Origin of the sequence: Bacillus sp. FSL K6-2841 (assembly GCF_037976435.1) — a bacterium.
GTDB classification, from domain to species: Bacteria; Bacillota; Bacilli; order Bacillales; family Bacillaceae; genus Bacillus; species Bacillus pumilus.
The window spans coordinates 3,525,545-3,549,179 of the sequence record NZ_CP150266.1 but is presented as its reverse complement, the minus strand read 5'-3'; the positions used below and the strand labels follow the sequence as shown (position 1 = coordinate 3,549,179).

The following is a 23,635-nucleotide window of genomic DNA, read 5'->3' as shown; positions in this document are numbered from 1 at the left end:
GTGAAACATCTCCTTATGAAAGTGTATGACGAGTAGTTTGACTAGTAAAAAACGTCTTCAATAACGAAGCGGTTAAAGCTAAGCTGACAATCAACAGTGTGATTGGGTACACAACTGACACCCATTGTGGTGCCAGCCACTGAAGGCTTGATGCCCCTAAGGATGCTCCACCTACACTCATTAAAGCTGGTCCAATTGTGTGGACAGCGATCGTGCCAATAAAGATGCCCAAAGAGATAACGACGATAAAACTTGTCATATATTGTACTGTTACATCTTTTTTAGAAAATCCAATCGTTCGTAATAAATGGTTTCGACTTGAATCTTTTGCTTTTAACATATGCAGAAACATGAATAACATCAAACTGGCAGTTCCAAAAGCAGCTAATATAGACAAAAATGCAACGACTTTTACTAAAGATGCTGTGCTGCCGATTGTTTGATGAACGTATTCTTTCATATCTGTCACTTTTGCAGGAGATATCTCTTTTTCAAATACTGTCTTTTTCTCCGCAATTTCTATTCCTTGGTTTAGTTGAATTTGAATGGTTTTCCAAAGGACTGATTGAGGAAAGGGCTGTGTTATTGCTTTTGCTGTTTTCCCGCCGTTGGTGACATCCTGATAAATGCCAGTCACAGTTTTTTGAATTTCCTGTCCATTTGTTACGAGAGTAATTTTTTCTCCTATCTTTTTTTGGAGTGAATCTGAACTGAGAACTGATAAGGCAATTTCTTTCTTCTTTAAAGGCTGTCGTCCTTTTAAATAGGTGAGAGGAAATGCTGAGAGATTCCCTGTTTCTAAATAGAGTGTTTCTAATGAATTCTCCTTTGATTTTGCCTGAAGAGAGGTTGTTTCATATATGGCTGATGCATGAATATCTCGATCTTCACGGATCATTGATTCTATGTTATTAGTATTTTCTTCTAGATGATTTCCTTGTCGTATATCAATTCGAAGGTCACTTTGACCAGAGCCAAGATATGTGATGAAATCCGGTGATTGTAAGGTGTACCATAGTTGAATAGGCAGCAGCATCAAAAATGTACAAAGGGCGATAATACAAGTAATTGTTGTGTACAACTTCTTTCGTGATAACAGATCTTTTAAACCAAGCCAAATATTGACTGAGATGAACCTGTTTTTCTTGAGATGCAAGGGTATTTGTTTTTTATCATTCGTTGAAATGACGCTGCCTTGAAGTGCTTGAGCGGCTGATACTCGGCCAAACTTTCTTAGGACAGTATAGCTGCAAGAAATGATGATCACTGCCATCACAATAGAAACACAAAGCGGGATGAACCAAGAAGTAAAAGAAGGCTGACTCCCCATGTATCGCTGAATATTGGCTGTAAACATATCACCAAATATAAGAGTTAACCCATATCCTGCTGTACACCCTATACTAGCAAGGAAGGCATATTTTCCAACGTATAATTGCTTGATTCTTGTTAAAGGAATCCCAAGCACCTTCAATATTCCAATTTCACGTTCGTCCTCTTCTATAGAAGCAGTCATAGCAAGATGAAGAGAGAGAAGAGCTATACCGATGAGCAGCATGCAAACAAGTAGGAGAATGGCGATCACCATTCCATCTGTCAATGCGTTCAGCATACGCAGCAAAGGTAATGTGACAGCTGGCCCTTGTTGTGGAAGCTGTGATGACTGGTAGATTGCTTGAAAGGCATCTGCCTGAGCGGCATCATGCAGTAAAAATTCAATTAAATATTCCTTTTTATGAAACACTTGATTCATTGCGTCCCAATCTTTGTGATGAAGAAGGAATCTTTTCGAACTAACAAGACTGGGGTTCATTTGTGCATCTCGCAAGAATGCTTTAATGCGGAAAGAGAATTGATGAGACCCTTTCCCAATCAGTAACGTTTCTCCTATTTTCAGATGATACCTTTGCTGAAAGTAGATAGGCACAGCCACTTCACCTTTACTGACAGTGAGCTTTTCATTTTGTTCATTTAAAAGAAAATCAAAATAACGATTTTGTTTTACAAATAAATGATCCATCACACCTGCTTTAGCGGGTTCGTTTCCGAACTTGATATTTGCATGTTCAATTGGAATCATCGGGACGATTTGATGTGCTTTTACCATGGACTGCTTTCTTGAAAATGCCTCAATATCTTTTTCCTTTAGGCTGCCGTCATGCATTTGGACAAAGTCTGGTGCCTTAGCTGAATGGAGCAGATTAGAAATGGAACCATTCAGCTGTACTATCATTTGAGCGGCACTTGTTGCTAGAAATGATGTCATCATAATGCAAATGATTAAACCGATGGAAATGAGACGATGGCGGGTTAAGTCTTTCTTGATAAACGTCAGTCTCATGAGGCTGATTCTCCTTCATGTTGCAGCATATTTTTTGTTAAATAGGCAAGGGCAAACATGAAAGTACTGACTATTAGTACTGTCACATACATGTTTGCTGAAAACGTATTGAACAAGAACCCATACATCATTTGACCAAGCGGGGCAGCACATTGAGAAACCATTGTCAGATTGGCCATCACTTTTCCTAATTGATTATTTGGCGTTTTCTTTTGAACATGTGAAATCACAACGATTGAGATCATTGTAAGCAGCATAGCAATTGGAAGACATCCTGCTAGAAAGAGAAAATAAGCTGGATAAGTGCCAAATTGAAGAGCTGTGTTGGATGTTGAGAATGCGACAGGTAGCAAGATGATCGCGATGACGATCAGCCAGCGATATAAAGTAGGGATGCGCCAATGCTTTGCTACAAGTCCAACTAGCAGAGCTCCTGCGATGACAGCGAACTCAATTAAGCCCATGCCTACACCATACATGATGTCACTGCTTTTCATTGTGACCCTTAAAATAATTGGACCACCTACGATAAAAAATGGCGTGAGGATGAAATTTAACATTGCAGCAAGCAACATGGCTCTTTTTAAAAATGTCTGACTGCCAATATAGGTAAATCCTTGTTTCATATCTTTTACGAGCACTTTGCCCATATTTTCCGTTAAGGGGCTAGGGGAGAAGGAGATGTTTAACCGTAAAAGCATGCATGCTGATAGAAAAAACACGATGGCACTGGCACCTATGATGGATTGACTTCCAATCAGTCCGTACAGAACTCCGCCGATAATAGGAGCGAGAACACCTGAAAGTGCCTGCACGCCATTAACGATCCCGTTTGCTTGTTCTAAGTGTTCCTGTTTTACTAACTGTGGAATGCTGGACATCACAGCGGGAGCATAGAACGTGCTCATCACACCAAGAAGCACCATGACCGCTCCGATCATAAAGAGTGAATCATTGCCTGAGAATAACCAAAAATAAAAAGCCAGAATCATGATGCCGGTGAGAACATCAAATAAAATCATCAAGTTCCTTCTGTTATACCGGTCAGCGATTGCGCCTGCTAAGGGGGAAAGAAGGAGCGGGACATTGGATAAAGCGAATAGTAAGGCATATAAGTCAACGCGCTGAGTCATATCCAGCACGTGTAAAGATAGAACAAACCGAATTAAGGAAGACCCAAAAACGGAAATAATCTGTCCGAGCACGAGGTAAATAAAGTCGGATGAACCTCTTTTAGATAATAAAGACAAGGGTATCACTCTCCTTTTAGACCGACCGTCAGTCTATAATGTATGCAGGATTGGTATTGAAGTGACCAATCACTGATTGTGTTCATCAAGCTCTCCAGTTAAACGTTTCAGAAGAAAGGAGAAGCTCCCCTTTTCTGCATGTAATGAGGATTCGAGGATATCAATAAAAGCTAGCGCTCGCTGCATACTCTCTTCGGCTGTCCATTGAAAAAGGCCCTCATCAAATATGACCTGTGCAGAAGCAAGAAGGAATTCCACCGTTTCTTGAGGGTAATTTGTTTTAAATGTTCCTTCTTCCACCCCTTGCTGAATGACATCAGCTAAAACGGGTGATAGTTCTTTAATCGCTTTGATTAAGCTTTTTTGGTGCATCTCTGCATTAGAAGGCTGGTGAAATTGTTCAATCATGCCCTGTTTATTGCTTCCTTGCTTTGGCGATTGCGCCATGATGATGCGAAATAGTTTGTCGACGACTGGAAGGGCTGGCTCTGCCGCAATACGCTTTGCCACGATGATATCTGCTTTGATGATCCTGTCAATAATGGCATCCATCACTTCTTCTTTGGATGAAAAGTAATAATAAAAAGTGCCTTTTGCAATGCCAACAGCTTTCAGAATGTCGATAATCGTTGTTTGCTGATAGCCTTTGGTAGAAAAGAGCTCTTCTGATGCGTTTAAGATGTCATTTTTACGTTCCTCAGGATGTTTAACGGTTCTCATAAAGCCATCCTTTCTTTTGACTAGACTGTCGGTCGGTCCTTTGATTTGATTAAACACTTTTCAATGTACCTTTGTCAATGGCTCATTTTTAAACACTTTGCATTTATTGTGCAATGACACTATGTTACATTGAATGAAAACACCTTCAGGAGAGATGCCTCATGCAATTTTTAACCACTGAATTGGCACAAGAAATGGTTGAACGTACGATGCGTATTTTAGATAAAAATATCAATGTAATGAATGCGGATGGTGTCATCATTGGTTCTGGTGAACGAAAAAGGATTGGTCAGAAACATGATGGTGCACGACTTGTGCTCACAAACGGGAACAGTATGGAAATTGACCACGATGCGTCCTTGCACTTAGAAGGAGTAAGACCAGGAATCAATTTGCCCATTTGCTTTCGTGAACAAGTGGTTGGTGTGATTGGCATTACTGGTGAGCCAGAGGACATTCGGCATCATGCCGAGCTGGTGAAAATGGCAGCTGAGCTAGTGTTAGAGCAGTCTTTTCTGCTTGAACGAGTGCAGTGGCGGCAGCGGATAGAGAGTGAAATTGTCAATCAGTTAATTTCTGATTCGGACGTTGGTGATCATCAGCTAAAGAACCGAGCTGCATGGCTGGGAATGGATTTAGATAAGCGCCGAATGGCCATCATTTTTCAGCCAGTTCCATCCTCAGAAGACGCTGTGCATAAAATGATGCATGCAATTCAATACGATAAGAATGCGGATGATTTGCTTGGCATGACTTTTCGTCATGAATTGGTTCTTTTAAGGCAGCCGATTTCTGATCATCATTTAAAGCATGTGGTTGGGCAGCTGCAAAGAACAATGGAAAATGCAGTAGGAGGCCAGGTGCTGGTGGCGATAGGAACTGTCGCAGACGACATAAGCCGGCTGTCATTGTCCTTTGAACACGCTAGAGATTCATTGCGGTTAGGGAAGGCTCTTGATCCGGAGGGAAGTATTTATTTTTTTGAATCTTATCAGCTGGAAAGGCTATTCATCACTGCAGGAGCTGTTGAAGAAAACGGTAGTTGGGCTGACTTTTACAAGCCATTAACACAAGAAGCGGAACTTGCCCACACATTAAGAAGTTACATTGAAGAGGGTGGTGATTTACAAAGAATTGTTGATCGGTTATATATTCACAGGAATACATTGAGATATCGTTTAGATAAGATACAAGCTTTGACCGGAAAAGATCCTCGTCATGTAAAACAGTTGATGGAGCTTTATATGGCGCAGTTGATGTATCAATTATCTTGATTGTGCATATGCACAATGAGCTGAAGTGATAAATGAAAAAAGTTCATCTAGATTCACAACCCGATTCCGATTAGTAAACGCTTACAATAAAAGAAAGACAATTTTGGGGGGATCGAGGATGAATGGTGATGTGACTGTAAGTACACTGGGAGCCATTATGGCACTGGTTATTGCGATTGTTCTTATTCTAAAAAAAGTATCACCTGCGTATGGCATGCTGGCAGGTGCATTTATAGGCGGTTTAATTGGCGGCGTAGATATTGCTCAGACCGTCAATGTCATGATGGAAGGTGCTAAAGGCATGATTCCGGCTGTCCTTAGAATTATGGCGGCAGGGGTGCTGGCTGGCGTTTTAATTGAATCGGGTGCAGCTTTATCTATCGCTGAGGCGATCGTGAAAAAGCTTGGAGAGGCGAGAGCGCTTTTAGCACTGGCACTTGCAACCATGATTTTAACGACAGTGGGCGTTTTTGTAGATGTAGCCGTTATCACGGTGGCACCTATTGCACTTGCCATTGCCAAACGGGCAAAGCTGTCAAAAACGGGAATTCTACTTGCTATGATTGGAGGAGGGAAAGCGGGGAATATCATGTCACCGAATCCGAATGCCATTGCCGCTTCTGATGCGTTTGGTGTACCGCTTACTTCAATGATGGCAGCAGGTGTCATTCCGGCTATATTTGGCTTAGCTGTCACATACGTGTTAGCCAAAAAGCTTGCTAAGAAAGGAGCGCCTGTACTTGAAGAAGAAGTTAATCAAAGCCAGTTTCAAGTACCTGCCTTTTTACCAGCGGTGGTCGGTCCACTTGTCACCATTTTATTGTTGGCTTTAAGACCGCTTTTTCAAATTAATATAGACCCAATGATCGCCTTACCGATCGGAGGCATTGTAGGCGCTCTTTTCATGAAAAAAGGGAAATTTATTAATGATTATGCGATGTCCGGGCTGAACAAAATGTCGGGTGTAGCGATTATGTTATTAGGGACAGGCACACTAGCAGGAATTGTATCAAATTCTTCCTTAAAAGATGTGTTTATACAAGCACTTGATGCATCGGGATTACCTCCGTATTTACTTGCACCAGCTTCAGGGATCTTTATGTCTGCCGCCACTGCTTCGACAACAGCAGGAACAGCAGTAGCGAGTGGCGTATTTAGCGGTACGTTACTTGGCCTCGGCGTATCGGCTCTTTCAGGGGCAGCGATGATTCATGCTGGTTCAACTGTGCTTGATCATATGCCGCATGGGAGCTTTTTCCATGCAACAGCAGGAAGTGTTCAAATGGATATCAAAGAGCGGTTGAAGCTCATGCCTTTTGAATCGTTAATTGGTTTGACATTAACCGTCGTATCGACCATTATATTTGGCGTTTTCCAGTTGTTTGGCTGATGACATTTGATAAGAAACGAGGGGCTTTAGGATGAAAATTGTGATTGCACCAGATTCATTTAAAGAAAGTTTATCTGCATATGAGACAGCATGTGCCATCGAACGGGGATTTCATGCGATTTTGCCAGACGCTGAATATATCAAACTTCCCATGGCAGATGGAGGAGAGGGAACTGTTCAATCGCTAGTTGATGCGACGGGTGGGTACATAATCAATCATGTGGTCACAGGCCCGCTTGGTGACCCCGTCGATGCCTTTTTTGGCATGTTAGGAGACGGTGAGACGGCCGTTATAGAGATGGCCGCAGCCTCTGGGTTACACCTTGTTCCGCAAGAAAAACGCAATCCGTTACTCACGACATCGAGAGGAACTGGGGAATTAATGCTTGCGGCGCTAGATCAAGGAGCAAAACATGTCATCATTGGGCTTGGCGGAAGTGCAACAAATGATGGCGGCGTTGGGATGATGCAAGGATTAGGTGCGGCTTTTCTTGATCAAGCAGGACAGGAGCTGTCGCCAGGCGGTGGGACCCTTCATCAATTAGCTTCAATTGATCTAACTGGACTTGACCCTAGACTGCAATCCGTTCGGCTGGAGGCAGCCTGTGATGTGGATAATCCTTTAACGGGTGAGAGAGGAGCGTCTGCTGTGTTCGGCCCTCAAAAAGGTGCAGATGAACATATGGTTCAAGTGCTAGACAAGAATTTAGCTCATTTTGCTCAAATAGCAGAAAAGCAGTTTAATGTATCTTTTGAAGATGCAGAAGGGGCAGGAGCGGCAGGAGGACTTGGTGCGAGTTTATTAGGCTTTTTACACGCTGATTTGCAGCGAGGCATTGATATTGTGCTGAAGGCAGTTCAGTTTGATGATGTCATCAAGGAGGCAGACCTAGTTGTTACTGGTGAAGGCCGAATTGACCAGCAAACCATTTATGGAAAAACCCCAATTGGTGTAGCTAAAGCAGCAAAGCAGTATCACCTGCCTGTGATCGGCATCGCGGGCTCTCTCTCAAGGGATAGTGCAGTCGTACATGAGCATGGCATTGATGCCCTTTTTAGTATCGTTCCAGGTGTCACTTCTCTTTCTGAGGCGATGAGAGATGGGGCTATTCATGTAGAGAGAACCGCTCGAAATATTGCGGCTGTTATATCAATTGGAAAAAATAAGTAAACGATGAATAATGTTTCCTTTTCTATCACATTCTTTCTATAGAAATGTGGTAAAATTGTATGAAATGAAATAGAAAGTTGGAGGAAACACAAATGTCTAATCTACCAAATTGTCCTTCATGCAGTTCAACGTATACTTATGAGGATGGCAGTCTGCTGGTTTGTCCTGAATGTGCGCATGAATGGTCACTTGAACAAGAACAAGCGGCAGATGAGCAGCTAGTGGTCAAAGATGCGAATGGAAATCTATTGAGTGATGGGGATACGGTCTCTGTCATTAAAGATTTAAAAGTAAAAGGTTCTTCTTCTGTCTTAAAAATAGGGACGAAGGTCAAAGGCATTCGTTTAGTGGAAGGCGATCATAACATTGATTGTAAAATTCCTAGCTTCGGTGCAATGAAGTTAAAATCAGAGTTTGTGAAAAAGGTATAATGAGAGAAAAGAGGCTGTCAGTCAGAAGCCTCTTTTTCTTTATTTATAGGTGAAAGGAATAAACTTAAACAAAATTCCATACATATGTACCTGTTGAAAATAATTCATTTTTAAAAAATCAAGCCTCTTTTCACATAAAAAATGGTTGTTTTCTTAACCCTACCTTAAAAAAGACAGATGATTCACTAAATTTTGGCTCATCCCCTTCACAACTTTTGGGCATTGCTGTACCATATGGAAGTGTTCTTCTATTTTTAACGGATCATGGTGTTTATTTGGAAATAGATGATAGATGATACTTAGACAAAGAAGGAGAGGTAACGTGACGAACGTTTTAGAACTGCATAATGTATCTAGGCATATTCACGGGAAAAAGATCGTTCAAGACTTGAGCTTTTCTGTCCAAGCGGGCGAAGTTTTTGGCTTCTTAGGACCAAACGGCGCAGGGAAAACGACAACCATTCGTATGATGGTCGGTCTTTCTCCAATTACATCTGGTGACATTCTGATTAATGGTCATAGTATTCAATCTTCATATCAGCATGCCATCCAAGATGTTGGTGCCATTATTGAAAACCCAGAAATGTATAATCATTTAACAGCCAGACAAAATCTTGTTCACTTTGCCAGAATGAATGGGAAAGTGGATGAAGGGCGAATTGATGAGTTGCTAGAACTAGTCAGCTTACAGCACGTGAAACATAAGCGTGTCCGAACATTTTCATTAGGAATGAAGCAGCGTTTAGGCATTGCGCAAGCACTTATACATAGACCGAAACTGTTGATATTAGATGAGCCGACCAATGGACTAGATCCAGAGGGAATTCGTATGATACGAGATTACTTGAGAAGGCTGGCAAAGGAAGAAGGGCTTGCTGTCATTGTTTCAAGTCACCTCATGTCAGAAATGGAATTGATGTGTGATCGTTTTGCGATTATCCAAAAAGGAAAGCTGATTGCGATTGAGGATCAGCGTGCAGAGACGAATCAAGACGAATTGGTCAATTATCGAATGAAGGTCGCATCTGGTGAGCTGGAAGAAACACAGAAGCTCATTGGTATATTTGAGGAGGGCACGACTGTACGAGAAGAGGAGCAGTATTTATTCTTCTCCTTGTCAGAAGAGAAAATGCCGGAATTGATTCGTCATTTAAGCGGCGCGTCCATTCATTTGTACGAAATCAAAATAGAAAAACAAACCTTAGAAGATAAGTTCTTAAGCTTAACAGGTAAAAAGGAGGCAGACGTATGATTCGCCTCATTCAAAACGAGTGGATGAAGATCAGTTATCGTATTGGAACTTGGATTATGGTTGGACTTCTTGTTTTAGGGATGATTGCTACACTGATCTTTGTAGTGAAAACAAATGACAAAGATCAAGCTTCAGGTGATTGGAAAACCCAGCTAGAAATGATGAATAAGGAAAACAAGAAAGAGCTCAAAGAGACAGAGGCTGGTTTTTTTAAAAGAAACCTTGAAAAAGAGATCGCTATTAATGATTATCGAATCAAGCATAACTTGCCGCCAGCTGATCAGTTTAGCCACAGTGTATGGGATTATGTGAAAACAAACGCCAATTTACTTCAGCTAGTAGGTGTGTTTGTGATCATTATTGCTTCCACTATTGTGTCGGCTGAATACAAGCATGGTACAATAAAATTATTATTGATTCGTCCACCATCAAGGCTAAAGATCCTAATATCTAAATATATTACAGTACAGCTGTATGCTCTATTACTTGTTGTGGTTCTATTTATTTTGTCCTTCATATTGGGTGCTATTTTCTTTGGACTTAGCACTGATTATGTGAATTTGGTGTATCACAATGGTGAAGTGATTGAACGTTCGCAGTTTGCAAATATGATCTATTATTATCTTGCTCATTGTGCAATGTTTGTCGTTTTGGGAACCCTTTCGTTTGCCATTTCTACAGTATTTAGAAGTGAAGCCATCTCCATTGCCATTAGTGTGTTAGCTTATATTGTGGGTGGATCAGTTACAGGTATTTTAATGCTCTTCTTTGATTGGTCAAAATATTTGTTATTTGCAAACGATCCATCCCAATACTTTATGGAACAGGTTACTGTTATCGAAGGTATGTCTCTAGGATTCTCACTAATCGTCCTAGTCATCTATTGGGCTATTTTCTTAGCCATTGCCTTAATTGTCTTCCAAAAACGAGAAGTGAAAACAGGCAGTTAAATTTTAAAAATTTTTAGGAGGTTTACACATGATTAGTCGTAAAGGTGAAAAAATTATGGGGATTATTAGTATTGTCCTCAATGCCATTGGTGTTGGATTTGGAGCCTTAATCCTCTCGGTAGGTCCATCATTTTATAATGAAATTAATGAAGTGTTACAAGAGGAAGGCGAAACATTACCGATAGAAACGCTTCAAGCTTCAGTCAATGCATTTGGTACGCAGTTTATGGTCGTTTCTGGAATTGCAGCAGTGCTGTCGATTGTCGCTGTGATTCTTTTGAAAACAGACCGCCGTGCCGTGATTTCAGGTGTTCTTTTCTTGGTGTCTGCTGTGACTCTTTTAATTGGAACAATCGGTCTTGCATTCGCTCCAATGGTTCTATTGTTTATCATTGGATTAATGTCTCTTATTAGAAAGCCGAATACAGACATTCACACAAGTGAATATCCTTCATAAATAAAAAAGACATGCGTCGCTGTGCGCATGTCTTTTTTTATTTAAATAATGCCTATCAGTTTGGCAACGATCAGTAGAACAATACTGAATCCCCACATCCAGAAGAAAGAGTAGCGAATATGTTTCCCCATATCGACTCCTGCAAGGCCGATTGCAAGCCAAACGGCTGGAGCGAGAGGACTGACAAAGGTTCCTATGATGTTTCCGATCATCATGGCATACGCCGCGGAAGTGCCCGTCACACCAACCTCAGATGTGATGGATTCGACAATTGGCAGAAGTGCATAATAATAAGCGTCTGTACTTGTCAGCATATCCAGTGGTACCCCAAACATCCCGACAATGATATGTAAAAATGGAAGCAGGAAAGCAGGTAGAATTTGAATGCTGTCCACAGCGATAGCTTTTAGCATTCCCGTTCCTTCGAGAATGCCTAGAAACGAACCTGCGGAGAAAATAACAGCGGCCATCATGAGTGCACTAGGTGCATGCGCCTTGATTCTCTCCATTTGTACATCCACTTTCGGATAGTTAATTAATAGTGCGAGAGAAAGACCAATCATAAACATATAACTAGCCGGAATCACGTTGAGCACAAGAAGGACAACTACGGCTATAAACAGAATGAAATTCACCCAAATTAAGTGATAACGTTTTAAAGCAGCATCACCTGTCTCACTAATGGATTGAATAGCCCGGTCCCAATCTGCGCCTTCTAATTGAACAGCAGCGATTTCATTTGCGGCGATTTTGACGCGAATGCGTTTTTCTTCTCTTTTTCCTAAAATAAATGCCATTCCTAATACGAGAACGACCCCAATGAGCTGAATGGGGATGAGCGGCACCCAAAGTTCGGATGGGTCCATGTTCAACACACTTGCTGCCCGTCCTGTGGGGCCAGCCCACGGCACCATATTCGTTAAGCCGGCACTCGTCCCGATCAAAAGCAGCAATAAGTACGGACTCATATGTAATTTTTTATAAAGTGGAAGCAGTGCAGGGACAGTTAATAAAAATGTAGTCGCTCCTGCTCCGTCTAAATGAGCGATGACTCCTATTAGAGCTGTCCCCATCGCAACCGTGACTACATTTCCCCTAGTCAGTTTAATCAGCGTTTTTATTACAGGTTCAAAGAACCCTGTATCTTGTAAAATGCCAAAAAATAAAATGGCGAAAATGAACATGGTCGCCACTGGCAGTACTTTGATAATCCCTTCTTCAAAGAATGTTTGAATGTCATTAATCCCAAATCCTGCGATGAATGCCCCGATTAAAGGCACCATGACCATGGCAACAATTGGACTTGCTTTCCCCCAAATCAGCAATACAACAATCGTTAAAATAATCAACAATCCAACAAACGTTAACATAAGTCCCTCCCCCTACAATAAACCGTTTACATTTTCTTGCTCTTTTTATGACAATGCAGTCCCATATCTGCATTGAAAAAAAGGTATCAAAAATATGAGTATTAGGCAACCGCTTTCATACCTATAAAATGGTGAAAAAGGATGGTCGAACCAGTATTGGCGCAGGATGAAACATGTCAAAAAATTTAGATAAAATATAAAGATTCAAGTTTATATATAAAATACATAAATTTATATAGGTATTTAGATCTATTAAAATGAAAGAAGCGTCCAATGAGTAGACGCCTCTTTCAATCTATTTTTTCATAATAATGTACTCGTAAGGATCAAGGTGAAGCTCTTGAGGCACATGTTGCCCTGTCAGCATATTTTGATAGCTCTCTTCTGAATCTAGTGAAAGGAGCTGCTGTTTTTCCGTAAAATTCATCATAAACACATAGTCCTGCGACCCATCTGTTCGTTTTTGGACACTGACTCCCTCTGGAATCACCGCTGATAGGACGGGCTGTATCTCCATTCCTGCGATGAGATCCTCGTAAAAATCATCATAAAAAATCTGCTCATTTTCGGAAGCCATATAGTATGCCTTTCCATCTCCAAAAGGATGGACAGTCAGGGCTGGCTGTCCTTCGTAGCAGCCATTCTCAAAATGTCCTAACACAGAGGCCGTTTCAGGATGGATGGATTCGCAATATTGCCCGACATGGTAGGTGCGTCCATTTCCTGTGGTCATTAATACGTGTTCATCTGGCATCAATGTGTTGATTTCTTCCGCCCAAATGCCAAGTACATGGCGGAGAGGACCCGGGAAACCGCCGAGGAAACAGAGGTCATTTTCGTCGACCATACCGCTCCAATAGGTTGCGATAAAAATGCCGCCCGCTTTAACAAAGGCTTCAATTTTTTCTGCAACGCCTGGTTTGATCATGTAGAGCATTGGACCAATGAGCACACGATAGGATGAGAAATCCTTTTCCATGCCGACAATGTCAACAGGGACGCCTTTTTTCCAAAAGCTTCGATAATGAGTTTGACAAGCCTCTACATAGCGTTTGTTTGTATTATTTAAGCCTTGCGCATCATCAATGGCCCAGTGGTTTTCCCAATCGTATATGATGGCGACTTCTGGTTGAACGGATGTCCCTGCGATGGGCTGCAGCTGCTCCAGCTGTTTCCCTAGATCAGCGACTTCTTGAAACACGCGCGTATGTTCATGTCCAGAATGATCGACTACGGCGCCATGGAATTTCTCGGAGGCACCTCGTCCTTGGCGCCACTGGAAGTAAAGCACAGAGTCTGATCCGTGGGCAATCGCCTGTATGGCAGAAAGGTGTGCCATGCCTTTGTGTTTGACCTTATTCACTTCATGCCAGTTCACAAGGCTAGGTGTACTCTCCATCACGAGAAATGGCTGACCGTCCTTTAATGAACGATATAAGTCGTGAACGAAGGCTACGTTTGACGCTAATTCAGCGGTTGTTTCTCTGCCGCTATGCCATGCTGGATAACTATCCCATGAAATCACGTCAACCTCTTTTGCAAATTCATGATAATCCAGTCCGAGAAATGGGCGCATATGCGGGTAGTCGCCCATAAAGTTGGTGGTCACTGGGATGTGAGGCGTCAATTCCCGCAGCGGTTCAATTTCATTTTGATAAAAATTGATCGTTTGCGCTGTGACAAAGCGTTTCCAGTCTAGGTTCATTCCGTGAATCATGTGCTCCCCGTGCGGTGCAGGTGATTCGATTTGTGACCAATCACTATACGTGTGGCTCCAAAACCCCGTCCACCATGCTTGGTTTAAAGCTTCAAGGTCATGATTGTACTTGTCTTTCAAATAGCCTCGAAATGCTTCCTGACAGAGATCACAATGACATTCGCCGCCGTACTCATTCGAAATGTGCCACATGATCAGTGCTGGGTGATCCTTGTAGCGTTCAGCGAGCAAACGATTGAGCGTATTCGTTTTTTCTCGATAAACTGGTGAGGTGAAGCAATGATTATGGCGCAGTCCATGTAAATTACGCTGACGGTTCGCTTCGACGCGCAATACCTCAGGATATGCTTGTGACAGCCAAGCAGGCCTAGCTCCGCTTGGTGTTGCAAGAATGGCGTGTGCCCCCTGAGCTGCCAAGCGGTCCATGATGTCATCCAGCCATGCAAAATCATACTGACCTTCTTTTGGCTCTAGCTTACTCCATGCGAAAATGTTGATGGAGAATGTTTGACAATGTGCAAGCTTCATTAATCGAAAATCTTCGTCAATGATTTCTGGCATATGAAGCCATTGATCTGGATTATAATCGCCACCATGCAAAAAGCCTTTCACATTTGGGTGAACGAGTGGGTAACGCTTTCCCATTTTGTCACGTCCTATCCTTTTAATTACGGTGTCATTTGTTTAAATACGTCTAGAGAAGGCAGTGCTTTTCCGTTGAAATCAAACATCGCTTGATTTTCCCAAGCATTTCCGACTGTACCGGTTGTTTGGATATAAGCCAGCCCATATTGACTTGACCACGGGGCACCTTTCGCTGGAATCCAAAGCGGCTCCCAATAAAAGAACCCTTTCCCGCGATTGTTTTTCACTTGTGAAATTTTTTCTGATAGATCTCGTATAAAAGATGCCTGGCCTTGAGGTGAAGCTGGGTAGCCAGCAGTATTGACTGAATCTTGGTTAAATGAGTTTTCTAGGTTGTCGCCATTTGCTGTTGTGAAGCCATAGGCGGTTTCTACCACGATGACGTCTTTGTGATAGCGGGCGCTAATGTCATTCATATTGTTAGTAAGACCGCTAAATCCCCCGTCCCAATACGGGTAGTAAGATAAACCGATCGTATCGAATGAGACGCCTCTTTTGGTGATTTCATCAAACCACCAGCGGGAGGCCCCGTTGTCCCCGCCATGGGCAAGGTGAAGCATGACTTTCATGTTTGAATCGACAGAGCGAACCGCATTTGTTCCCGCTTTTAGCAAAGCAGCAAGCCGGTCAAATTCACCCCCGCCTTCACCCCAGCTTTTGCCGTTCGGCCAGAGCATACCTGAGTTCAATTCGTTTCCAACCTGTACCATGTTCGGCAGTGCATTTTGGGCTCTCATCGTTTTGAGTACATCCCCAGTGTAAGTGCCAACCGCTTTTACCAAATCGTTTTGTGAAAGAGATGCCCATGCTTTCGGTTTGAACTGTTTACCAGGATCGGTCCAGAAATCACTGTAATGAAAATCAAGCAGTACTTTCATATTTTGTGCTTTTGCGCGTTTCGATAAAGCGATGGCTGTATTAAGATCATTTGTCCCGCCATTATAGGCACGACCTTGGTTGTCGTATGGATGGTTCCACAGTCTAATGCGCACATAGTTGACGCCTTTTTCCTTTAATAGCTTGAGCGGGTCCACCTGTGTTCCGTTCTGGTCGAAGTATCTGCCCCCGCTTCTCTCCACCTCCGCAAGCATGGAGATATCGGCTCCTTTAATGAAATCACCTTGCAGTCCATTGATCGGCTGAACGGAAATGGCATCCGCTTTTGCTTCAGGTAAAATCCCTAACCCCATCAAAAAGAAAACGATAACCGTCACAAGCATCCATTTCTTCATCAAATCTCCCCTTATCCTTTTGTCCCACCTTGTGTGAGGCCGGACACAAATTGTTTTTGTAACACAAGGAACAATAAAGCGACTGGAATCGCAATGAGTAAAGCCCCGGCTGCAAAGGTCGTGTAGCTGGCCCCCATTTTGTCTGACACTAGATTGTACAGACCGATCGGGAGTGTATACATTTCGGGTGAGCGGACAATGACACTGGAGATGATGAAATCACCCAGTGGTCCTGTAAATGAGTTGATGGCGACAACCGCCAAAATGGGTTTAGCAAGCGGCATAATAATTTGGATGAAAATTCGGAAATGCCCTGCGCCGTCCATTCTGGCCGATTCATCAAGATCTTTCGGAATCGCATCAAGATAGCCTTTCATTAAATACGTATTCATCGGAATTTGTCCGCCTGCATAAATCAAAATCAGTGCAAGATGGCTGTTAATCAGTCCAAGCATTTGAGCCAAAACGAAAATCGCAATCAGCGCTGAAAATTGAGGAATCATTTGCAGCAGCAAAAAGAGCATCAGCCCATTTTTCCGTCCTTTGAAACGGAATCTAGAAAAGGCATAGCCTGTAAAACTAACAAGAATCAGCGTTAACAACATTGTGGCAATACTGATCTTCATGGAGTTCCAATACCATTTTGCATAAAGTGCGCCTTGGCCAAAGAAGAGCTCGGTAAAGTGACTGAACGTTGGATTCTTCGGAAACATACTTGTGCTCATGAGGCTGTTTCCAGGATTAAAGGAAGCACCGATTGTCCAAAGCAGTGGATATAGAATACAAATGGAGGCAATGAAAAGGATAAAATAAGTAATGCTCAGGCGAATGAGCTTGTTTTGTTTTGATCCCATATCACATCATGTCCTCCTCTTTGAATGAATTCGTTCTCTTAAACTGCCAGAGTGCAATGGCGATGACAAAGATTGAAAGTAAAATCGTGACAGCCGCAGCGAGTGCATATTGAGAGGACCGCATTGTGAGTTTATAAATCCAAGATACCAAGATGTCCGTTCCTCCAGCGGTTGACCCCGCAACAGGCGGTCCTCCGCCATTAAATAAGTAGATGATATTAAAGTTGTTAAAGTTAAACGTATATTGTGTGATGAGGATGGGGGCAATGGAATAGAGAACAAGCGGTAACGTGATGGACCGGAATTTCTGAAAAAAATTGGCTCCATCAATGGTCGCAGCCTCATATAAATCCTCGGGAATTGCCTGCAAAACGCCTGTTGTCATAATGAAAACGAAAGGAAATCCAAGCCAAGTCTGCATCGCAATGAGGGCGATTTTGCTCCAAAATGGATCTGTCAGCCATGGTTTTGGATCAATCCCTATCGATGCAAAAAGTGTATTGTTAATGGCCCCGAATGTATCATTGAACAGTCCAGCAAACACCAAAATGGTCACAAAGCCTGGAACAGCCCAAGGAAGAATCAAAATGGTTCTGAAAAACCGTTTTCCCTTTAAATCCTTCTGATTGAGCAGAACCGCTAAAAAGATGCCGAGGGCACATTGAAGGGTCGATGCAGCCAAAGTCCATACGACGGTCCAGCCAAGTACATCAATGAAGGTGTCTCTCCAAATATCAATGGAAAAGATATTTTGAAAGTTCTTGATTCCTACCCAGTCGATCAGATTGGCAGGAGGCGAGTGGTATAAATCATAGTTCGTAAAGGCAAGCGCAAAGCTGAACATAATAGGAAAGACAACAGAAAATAGAAGTAAAAAGAAAGCAGGAGTGCTCATTAAGTAAGGAAAGCCTTGATCGATGAGCTGATGATATTGAGCACGGATGGAATGAAGTGGTACCCCTTGATCCCGTTTCTTTCCATTCATAAAAGCATCACGCATCATGAGTACATAAAAGCCGATACCAAAACCAGCTGTTAACAGCGCAATAATCCCCTTTGCTAAAAGAAAAACAGAGTTGTCACGAGGCAGCATCGTCCCCAGTGTGAACAGTCCCCAGAAGCCAATATTGAATAAATCATAAAATACAATCAAAAAAGCGACGCCGAACAGGAAAAAGAGTGCCCCTTTGCCGTACTGTTTGTTGTATATCTGCCCCATCCCGGGTATAAAGGAGAACATTAGCGCCCGTCTCCGGTGTGTCTTTGATTCCATTGTGTGTGTGCGGTCTAGTTCAAGGTTACCCGTCACGTCTAACACCTACTTCATATGAAATTAGATCAACTACGGGCAGTTTGATAGACTACCGACTACCCGCATTTGATGTTATTTGGAGTGATTTGCTTTAATTTGAGAGTCGATTTGATTGACCGCATCATCAAATGCCTTTTTCACATCTGTACGACCAGTTGCAATGAGACCTAATGCACTGTCAATCGGCTTCCACACCTCTGCCATTTCAGGATTGTTCGGTGTCAGTGTGGCGTATTTCGTTTGTTTTGAAACAGCATCCGCATTCGCGTTTTCCGTAATGATTGGATCTTTCATCAGTTTTTTCACTGGTGGAATTTCCTCTGTCAATTCAAAGCGCTTCTTCGAATTTTTTTCATTCGTGATAAATTCAACAAATTTCTCAGCTAGTTCTTTATTTTTAGAATAAGAGGAGACGTTGTAGCTCTTCACACCTAAGAATGAGCTCATATGTTTTCCGTTAGGGAGTGTTGGCAGCTCGGCCACGCCATAGTCAATACCCGCCTCTTTAAATGGACCAAATGACCATGGACCAGAAATGACAGCAGCCGCTTTTTTCTCTGTGAATAAGGAGTTGAGGACGTTGATTCCTTGTTCACCAATGATGCCTTTCGGGAAAAGTCCTTCGCTAAAGAATTTTTGAATGTATTCTCCGCCTTGGATGGCGCCATCATTGTTCAGACCAATGTCATTGACATCATAAGAGCCATCGCTTTTCTGCTTGAAAATATAACCCCCAGATCCGCCTAAAACACTTTGTGCGTAGTAAATTTCATCCCATTTCGCAACAAAACCGTACTTTCCGTCTTTTGTCAGCTTTTTCGAAAGATCATACCAGCCATCAAGTGTCGTTGGTGCCTTTTTGACAAGATCTTTATTATAGAAAAGCACTGTCGTTTCAACGGATTTAGGAAGACCATACAGCTTGCCGTTTACCGTTTGTGATTGAATGGATTCGTCTGTGAAGGAGTTCATCACTTTTTGATCGGGCTTCATTTCCTGTAATAGCCCTTCAGTGACAGCTGATCCAATTTGATCGTGAGGCATCGTGATGACATCTGGACCTGTCCCAGCTGCTCCATCTAGGCGGAGAGCTTCAATTTGGTCGGCATAAGCTTTTTCGACCACTTTGATTTTCACATCATGTTGTTTTTCGAATTCTTTTACAGCGTCTTGAATCCCATCAGATTTTTTGACATCCTCCCACACTAGCAAGGTCTTTGTACCTGTAGATGCTGGCTGTGTTCCGCTAGAATTGTCATCTCCCGGTCCGCAAGCTGAAAGCAGAAGCACAGCAGTCCCAACGACTGCTGATAATGTCGCCCATTTTCCCTTTTTCATTCGTAATCCCCTCTCGTTCTTTTTTCATAGATAATAAGAAAACGCTTTCTTAATGTGAGAATATCAACTTAAGTAAAAAAAGTAAACATGTTTTATTAAATTTATTAAGTAAAATTTTTTACTCATATAGAGAGAAAAGAAGCCCTCCAGATTGGACGGGGCTTCCAGTTGTTTAGATTGTACTTTTTCGAAAGACAGGCTCTGAGGCAATCAGCACAGTTTTCGGTAATGTTCTGCCGTCTACAAGTCTTTCTAACAGTAAATCGACTGCTGTTTCACAAAGCAAAGATGTGTGGATATGATACGTGGTGAGCGGTGGTGATACATATTGAGACACATGAATATCGTTGATACTAAAGACGCTCACGCGGTTCGGCAGAGAAAATCCGCGCTCGTTTAATGCTTGTAAGCAGCCGATGGCAAGAGGATCACTAGCGACACAAAATGCGGATGGCAAGTCATCTCCAAGCTCATCAATCGCCTTCATCATCAGCGCGTAACCTTCATCCACTGAGAAATGGTGACCGACATAGACCAATCGCTCATCAAGGACATTGTGAGCCATCATATATTCACGGAAAGTCGTTTCACGAATATCTGGAATATGCATATTCGTATTCAGATCAAGGTCTGTGCCGCCAACAAATCCAATGGATGTATGTTCTTTTTCAATAAAAGAATCGATGATCTTTTCAACAATGCGTTTCAGGTTTGGCTTTACAGAATCAAAACGGTCTTCATCTGGTGACGTATCAATAAAAACGATATGCTGGGTGATCGCATATAATTGGTCAAGCTCTGACTTTTTAAATCGGCCGATGGCAATGATCCCTTCTGTAGAAGGATCAATGGAGTGAAGCCCGTCAGATGGTTTGTAAGCGGTGACATTTAAACTACGAGTATTCGTAAGTTCCTCAATGCCCAGACGGATGGATTTAAAATAAATATCTTCAAGCTCTTCCTTTTCTGTCATCCAATAGAGAAAGGCGATTTTTTTTAATGAATGTTTGAATGTCTTCTTTTGATAGGACAAAGCTTCAGCGGCGGCGTATACTTTCTCGCGTGTTTGATCCGTGACAGATAGGTTGGGATCTTGGTTCAGTACGCGAGATACAGTCGCAATGGATAATCCGGCTTTTTCAGCAATGTCCTTTATTTTAGCTGCCAAATCAGCACCTCCTATAGAAAATATCTCCTTCTAGTATAGAGTCTTTAAAAAAATTAGTAAATATTTTTATTAAATTGTTTTCAGTAAAGCGCTTCTTTACGCACTGGGAAGGAATTAGTAAGATATATATAAGAAAGGTTTTGGATTAAGATTTCTGATAGGAGAGGGACCGATGTATTACGATGCACTGAAGACATTTGTGACAGTTGTGGAAGAGAAAAACTTTACAAAGGCAGCCCAAAAGCTGCGGATTTCTCAGCCGAGTGTCAGTCTTCATATTAAGAACTTGGAGCAGGAATTCCAGACCGTTCTGCTCAATCGTTCGCCAAAGCAACTAACTGTTACACCAACTGGGGATATGCTGTACCATCGATCAAAACAAATCATTCGTTTATATGAACAGGCGAAGCAGGATATTTATGAACATCATCATCTGGCAAGAGGGAAGCTGACAATCGGGGCGAGTTTTACCATTGGAGAGTATGTGCTGCCGCAAATATTGGCAGAGTTTCATCAGCTCTATCCGCATGTGGACATTGAGGTGGTCATTGATAACACAGAGGCGATTGCCAGTCATGTCCGCTTATTCCATGTCGACATCGGTTTGATTGAAGGACAGACGAATGACAAAGAATTGACAGTAGAAACTTTTCTAGAAGACGAGCTTTATATCGTCGCACCATTAGATCACCCCTTTGCTAAGAAAAAGGATGTCACGATTGATCAATTGCAAAACGAAACATGGATCACGAGAGAAGAGGGATCAGGTACCGGAGAATACTTACAGCACGTCCTGAAATCAAATGGACTGAAAGCCCGGACATTTGTAACATTTAGCAGCAATCAAGCGATTAAAGAGGCTGTAATTCATGGAATGGGGCTTTCTGTTTTATCTAAATATGTCCTCCAGCGAGGCAGCATTGGGGGGGAATTGGCTGTCCTTTCTGTGAGAGGAATGGATTTCAAACGAAAATTCTCCTATGTCGAGTCACCTATGACAGGGGGAAATAAAAATAAGGAATTGCTTGTTGAATTGTTAAGGAAAGAGAAAAAAGATGCTTCTCCTCGGTAGGAGAAGCATCTTTTTTATAACCCTTTAATGGTGATTTCATCAACTGGAAGGAAGATTTCACCTGTATCTGTGTATTTCATGGCGACCTGATCGCCTTCTTTTAAATAAATGACGAGAGGTTCTTTTTCAGATGACATGGTGTAGCTTTTTCCATCGTCTAGCAGGAAGGTGACGGTTGTATAATCACCGGTCTTTTCTTTATACACTCGTTTGACTTTCCCTGTAGTTTCTTTCTTTTCCTGCTTAGAGGAACTGTTAACGGTACCGCCGCCTTTTTGCAGAGCTGTCTTATAGGCTCTCAGTGCTTCGTTTGGTGTAGAAGCGTACGCAGCGATTTCTGGATTGGCTGCCGACACGATAAAGTAGTTTTGCAGGAATCCATTTGAATCGAGAACCGGCGTGAGCCAACTGGCTTCTCCATAGAAATTATACAGAATCGGCATGCGGCCTTTCCATTTCTTCTCGATGAAACGTTTCTCGATAATTTGCAGAGCGCCTTGAGAATCCATATAGGACGCTTCAAGATTACCGGTATAATAAGTCGCTTTTCCTGTTCGGGCATTTGTCAGGGCATATCCAAGCATCGAATCAACGCCCTCTTTCGGACTTGTGAAATCTGTGAAGTAGTACATATCTCCTTTTGAATCAAATACTGGACTCACATTGGCTTCTGTTCCTTCATCTGAAGGCAGCTTCACATCTGATTTTCCAAACATGCTGTTCCAGAACCCGTGAATATAGTTTCCGAAATAGCTGTTTTGCAGACTAACGGCCTCTGGTGAAACAGCGCCATCAATAAAAGCAGGTACTTGATCTAGCGAATATTTCTTCGTTGCACCTGTTTTGGCATCAACAACGACCACGCCGGAAGCTTTAAAGCCGTTTCGGGCAGAGATAAAATCGCCATACGTACGAATGTAATAAGGCTTTCCATCATCATTGATTTCCAGCTGTGTGTCGCCGTAGAAAATCAAATCAGGGTATTGAAGGCGGATATGCCGCTCAATTTCTTTGTTGAAATAAGAGGAAGGTGTGTAGACCATCTCTGTTTTCACAAACTTTGGATTGGCAGATGAGTCGGTCGCACTTAATGTAAAGTAACCCGGCGTACTCCCTGAACGAATCCATTTAAAGAAATCCGAGAATTCCACTGGGGCGATGTATACATACTCACCGTTGACCTTCTGGATTTGCAGACTGCCAAGCTCATAGTAGCTTGTGTTCGGAACCTGTCCGAACGATTTCTTCATTTTGTTCCGAGCAAATTGAGGCGGTACACTTGCAGGTGTTTCCGTCTCATCAAACGCTTTGATTTCTACCTTTTGTTCCATTTTGGAGACATCAAATTTCTCATTCGCATTGAATAGAAAAGCTGTCGCCATATAAACACCGAGCAGTAAGAGAATAAGAAACAGCACGCCTTTGATCTTACGCTCCAATCCAACTGATAAAAAGGCGCCTGCTGCTGTCACAACAAGTCCAATCAACCAGAGGGATGAAGGATTGCGATCCAAATTGGTGATGTAATAGAATACAAAAATTCCGACCATAAACAGTAAAGCAAGGCCTGCAATCCACATAAGCGGAACCTGCTGTTCTGTCCCTTTCTTTCTAACGATTAATCTGAGCGGTGTGAGCAAGAGGGTCAAGACAAGACCGATCACAACCGAAAATAACAAAATATATCCCAC

19 protein-coding genes are annotated in these 23,635 nt (G+C 42.3%); 8 read left to right on the top strand and 11 right to left on the bottom strand.

Annotation, left to right across the window (positions count from 1 at the left end):
- Nucleotides 1–13 precede the first annotated feature (13 nt).
- The 3 genes from MHH68_RS18165 to MHH68_RS18155 form a co-directional block, all read right to left on the bottom strand.
- A complete protein-coding gene (locus MHH68_RS18165; protein ID WP_339164556.1) occupies nt 14–2,341 on the bottom strand; it encodes an ABC transporter permease in 2,328 nt (775 codons plus the stop codon).
- The gene (locus tag MHH68_RS18160; RefSeq protein ID WP_339164554.1) at nt 2,338–3,591 is read right to left on the bottom strand and encodes an MFS transporter; all 1,254 of its coding nucleotides are present in this window, start codon (nt 3,589–3,591) and stop codon (nt 2,338–2,340) included. The genes MHH68_RS18165 and MHH68_RS18160 overlap by 4 nt, the downstream gene beginning before the upstream one ends.
- 69 nt (nt 3,592–3,660) lie before the next feature.
- Nucleotides 3,661–4,311, bottom strand: coding sequence for a TetR/AcrR family transcriptional regulator (locus MHH68_RS18155; protein WP_216888126.1), 651 nt, complete (start codon nt 4,309–4,311; stop codon nt 3,661–3,663).
- A 161-nt stretch (nt 4,312–4,472) separates the two neighbouring features.
- On the opposite strand from MHH68_RS18155, the gene MHH68_RS18150 reads away from it, so the two are divergent.
- The 7 genes from MHH68_RS18150 (at nt 4,473) to MHH68_RS18120 (ending at nt 11,236) form a co-directional block, all read left to right on the top strand.
- Nucleotides 4,473–5,585, top strand: coding sequence for a sugar diacid recognition domain-containing protein (locus MHH68_RS18150; protein WP_339164551.1), 1,113 nt, complete (start codon nt 4,473–4,475; stop codon nt 5,583–5,585).
- A 118-nt stretch (nt 5,586–5,703) separates the two neighbouring features.
- Nucleotides 5,704–6,975: a GntP family permease gene (locus MHH68_RS18145; protein ID WP_268497315.1), complete on the top strand. Its 1,272-nt coding sequence runs from the start codon at nt 5,704–5,706 to the stop codon at nt 6,973–6,975.
- A 31-nt stretch (nt 6,976–7,006) separates the two neighbouring features.
- Entirely contained in the window at nt 7,007–8,146 is a 1,140-nt protein-coding gene (locus tag MHH68_RS18140) for a glycerate kinase (RefSeq protein WP_339164548.1), read from the top strand.
- Nucleotides 8,147–8,238: 92 nt separating this feature from the next.
- Nucleotides 8,239–8,577 (top strand): zinc ribbon domain-containing protein YjdM, encoded by a 339-nt coding sequence (locus tag MHH68_RS18135; RefSeq protein WP_058013269.1) that lies wholly within the window; start codon nt 8,239–8,241, stop codon nt 8,575–8,577.
- A 322-nt stretch (nt 8,578–8,899) separates the two neighbouring features.
- The gene (locus tag MHH68_RS18130) at nt 8,900–9,829 is read left to right on the top strand and encodes an ABC transporter ATP-binding protein (RefSeq protein ID WP_268497317.1); all 930 of its coding nucleotides are present in this window, start codon (nt 8,900–8,902) and stop codon (nt 9,827–9,829) included.
- The gene (locus MHH68_RS18125) at nt 9,826–10,779 is read left to right on the top strand and encodes an ABC transporter permease (protein WP_144461448.1); all 954 of its coding nucleotides are present in this window, start codon (nt 9,826–9,828) and stop codon (nt 10,777–10,779) included. Before MHH68_RS18130 ends, MHH68_RS18125 begins: the two co-directional genes overlap by 4 nt.
- Before the next feature lie 28 nt (nt 10,780–10,807).
- Nucleotides 10,808–11,236 (top strand): DUF4064 domain-containing protein, encoded by a 429-nt coding sequence (locus MHH68_RS18120; RefSeq protein ID WP_253621993.1) that lies wholly within the window; start codon nt 10,808–10,810, stop codon nt 11,234–11,236.
- 41 nt (nt 11,237–11,277) lie between these two features.
- Here MHH68_RS18120 and MHH68_RS18115 read toward each other — a convergent pair whose 3' ends face one another.
- The 7 genes from MHH68_RS18115 to MHH68_RS18085 form a co-directional block, all read right to left on the bottom strand.
- Nucleotides 11,278–12,606: a citrate:proton symporter gene (locus tag MHH68_RS18115; RefSeq protein ID WP_058013273.1), complete on the bottom strand. Its 1,329-nt coding sequence runs from the start codon at nt 12,604–12,606 to the stop codon at nt 11,278–11,280.
- 295 nt (nt 12,607–12,901) lie between these two features.
- Nucleotides 12,902–14,968, bottom strand: a complete 2,067-nt coding sequence (locus MHH68_RS18110) for a beta-galactosidase (RefSeq protein WP_339164542.1) — start codon at nt 14,966–14,968, stop codon at nt 12,902–12,904.
- Nucleotides 14,969–14,991: 23 nt separating this feature from the next.
- Nucleotides 14,992–16,200 (bottom strand): glycosyl hydrolase 53 family protein, encoded by a 1,209-nt coding sequence (locus tag MHH68_RS18105; RefSeq protein ID WP_061410068.1) that lies wholly within the window; start codon nt 16,198–16,200, stop codon nt 14,992–14,994.
- An 11-nt stretch (nt 16,201–16,211) separates the two neighbouring features.
- On the bottom strand, nt 16,212–17,054 hold the full coding sequence (locus MHH68_RS18100) for a sugar ABC transporter permease (RefSeq protein WP_012011808.1): 843 nt from the start codon (nt 17,052–17,054) through the stop codon (nt 16,212–16,214).
- Between the two features lies 1 nt (nt 17,055).
- Nucleotides 17,056–18,327 carry an ABC transporter permease subunit gene (locus MHH68_RS18095; protein ID WP_339165821.1) on the bottom strand — a complete coding sequence of 424 codons (1,272 nt, stop codon included), beginning with the start codon at nt 18,325–18,327 and terminating at the stop codon, nt 17,056–17,058.
- 111 nt (nt 18,328–18,438) lie between these two features.
- Complete coding sequence (locus tag MHH68_RS18090) at nt 18,439–19,704, bottom strand: extracellular solute-binding protein (RefSeq protein ID WP_058013277.1); 1,266 nt, start codon at nt 19,702–19,704, stop codon at nt 18,439–18,441.
- A gap of 172 nt (nt 19,705–19,876) precedes the next feature.
- Nucleotides 19,877–20,872 carry a LacI family DNA-binding transcriptional regulator gene (locus MHH68_RS18085; protein WP_058013278.1) on the bottom strand — a complete coding sequence of 332 codons (996 nt, stop codon included), beginning with the start codon at nt 20,870–20,872 and terminating at the stop codon, nt 19,877–19,879.
- A gap of 172 nt (nt 20,873–21,044) precedes the next feature.
- On the opposite strand from MHH68_RS18085, the gene MHH68_RS18080 reads away from it, so the two are divergent.
- Nucleotides 21,045–21,944 (top strand): LysR family transcriptional regulator, encoded by a 900-nt coding sequence (locus MHH68_RS18080; RefSeq protein ID WP_268497322.1) that lies wholly within the window; start codon nt 21,045–21,047, stop codon nt 21,942–21,944.
- A gap of 14 nt (nt 21,945–21,958) precedes the next feature.
- On the opposite strand, the gene MHH68_RS18075 is transcribed toward MHH68_RS18080, so the two are convergent.
- Nucleotides 21,959–23,635: a hypothetical protein gene (locus MHH68_RS18075; RefSeq protein ID WP_268497323.1), complete on the bottom strand. Its 1,677-nt coding sequence runs from the start codon at nt 23,633–23,635 to the stop codon at nt 21,959–21,961.